General features: G+C 44.4%; 2 protein-coding genes. Both read left to right on the top strand.

What is annotated here, in order from left to right:
• The coding region (locus WBM98_RS06350; RefSeq protein ID WP_424365188.1) for a carboxylesterase family protein at positions 1–646 on the top strand (646 nt) is incomplete at its 5' end.
• Between the two features lie 18 nt (positions 647–664).
• On the top strand, positions 665–2,402 hold a 1,738-nt coding region (locus WBM98_RS06345; RefSeq protein ID WP_424365187.1), incomplete at its 3' end, for a glycoside hydrolase family 3 protein.

Here is a 2,402-nt window from a genome sequence, read left to right as displayed (position 1 = left end):
AGACGGGGAAGACCTACCTTATCAGATAGGATCCGATGAGGCCCTTGCGCTTTCCAAAGATATTCCTCTGCTCATAGGTACTGCGAAGAATGAATTTGCACCTTTTGCCAATATGCGGTTTGTTGGGGCCTCAGAGGAAGCCATAATGGCCCATATCGAGGAGACATATAAGGAAAAAGCGGACAGTTATATAAAAGCGGTTAAAAAAGCATATCCCAATGATACCGACGCCAAGGATTTATTGGATATTGACACCATGTTCCGTCCAGGGGCGGTCGCACAAGCCAATGCCAAATCAGGACTTAATGGTGGTGCTCCGGTATATATGTATTTGTTTACCTGGCAATCTCCCGTTTTTGATGGTAAATACAAAGCCTTGCATTGTATGGAGCTTCCTTTTGTTTTTGATAACATTGCCTTAGCCAACCAAATGACAGGTGGAGGGCAGGATGCCCAAGTTTTGGCCGACAAAATGAGCCGGGCCTGGATTAATTTTGCCAAGACAGGAAATCCCAATCATGATGGTCTACCAGAATGGCCACAATACGATACTGCCCAGACGGCGACCATGCATTTCGACACCACTTGCGAGGTGAAACCGCAATTGGACAAAGAATTATTTCAACTCGTGCAAGAAAATCAATAACCGGAATAAAATTCTCATATGAAATCAATAAAAACAAATTTAACGATAGGAACCATAGTCATTTCATTGCTATTGGGCAGCTGTAGCGAAAAATTTACAACAGAACAAAATGACGGGTATGTAAGCGTTCTTAACAAAGATGCAAGTACTTTGGGATATCATCCCGAATCAGGTATAAAACTGCTGACTGTTGATCGATATGCCTTTAAAGACCTCAATAAGAACGGAGCATTGGATGCATACGAGGATTGGCGTTTGTCAGCTGATGATCGGGCAAAGGATCTGGCCTCAAAATTGACTTTGGAGGATATTGCCGGACTTATGTTGTACAGTTCACATCAATCCATCCCCGGGGCAAGTCGAGGTTTTGGTTCATCGAATTACAACGGAAAACCTTATCCTGAAAGTGGGGCTATGGCCAGTGATTTATCCGACGAACAAAAGAATTTTTTAAAAGACGATCATTTAAGGCATGTTTTGATCACAAGGGTAGAAACGCCAGCTATAGCAGCCCAATGGAACAATAATGCGCAAGCGTATGTCGAAGGCATTGGTTTTGGAATTCCTGTGAATACCAGCTCAGACCCAAGACATGGCAGTGATTCGTATGCGGAATTCAATGCCGGTGCCGGTGGGGCCATTTCAATGTGGCCAGGAACTTTGGGTATTGCTGCCTCTTTTGATCCGGCATTAATGAAACAGTTTGGAGAAATCGCATCCAAAGAATATCGTGCGTTAGGTATTGCTACAGCACTCTCACCCCAGATTGATTTGGGCACGGAACCCCGATGGAGCCGTTTTGATGGTACCATGGGCGAAGATCCTGATTTGACCACGGACATGGCCAGGGCTTATGTTGATGGGTTTCAATCGACCCAAGATGGGGATTGGGGTCTTGAAAGTGTAAATGCCATGGTAAAACATTGGCCCGGTGGTGGACCCGAAGAAGGAGGTCGTGATGGTCATTTTGGGTACGGCGCCTATGCGGTTTACCCTGGTAAAAATCTTAAAGATCATATGCAGCCCTTTACCCAAGGAGCATTCAAATTGGCAGGACCTACCAAAATGGCATCCGCTGTAATGCCTTATTATACCATTTCAACAGGTGAAGGTGAAGCGGTAGGAAACGGTTTCAACAAGTATTTGATCACCGATGTATTAAGAGGGGAATATAATTATGATGGCGTGCTTTGTACAGATTGGGGAATTACCAGGGATGTTTCCGCTGTGGACAAGTTTGAAGGTAAAAGCTGGGGTGTAGAAACCTTGACCGAAGCAGAGCGACATTACAAAGCCATTATGGCGGGGATGGATCAATTCGGAGGTAACAATGCCATGGGTCCAGTATTGGAAGCCTATAAAATGGGTGTTGCCGAACATGGGGAAGATTTTATGCGTGAGCGATTTGAAGCTTCTGCCGTACGTTTGTTGAAGAATATTTTTAGGGTTGGACTATTTGAAAATCCATATTTGGATGTTCAAAAGACCGAAGTGACGGTAGGGAATCCTGAATTTATGCAGGCCGGTTTCAATGCACAATTGCGTTCTGTGGTCATGTTAAAAAACAATGGACAGACATTGCCAATTGCGACAAAAAAGAAAGTGTACATTCCAAAACGCTATATCGCCCCCAGTACCAATTGGTGGGGCATAGTTACTCCTGGAAGATCGGAATCCCCATTTAATTTAGAGGTTGTTTCAAAGTATTATGAGGTAGTCGAGAACTCTCAGGATGCCGATTTTGCCTTGGTCGGCA

Source organism: Maribacter sp., assembly GCF_049667165.1.
Classification (GTDB): domain Bacteria; phylum Bacteroidota; class Bacteroidia; order Flavobacteriales; family Flavobacteriaceae; genus Maribacter_A.
The sequence above is the reverse complement of the archived record's forward strand: the minus strand, read 5'-3'. Positions and strand labels throughout refer to the sequence as shown.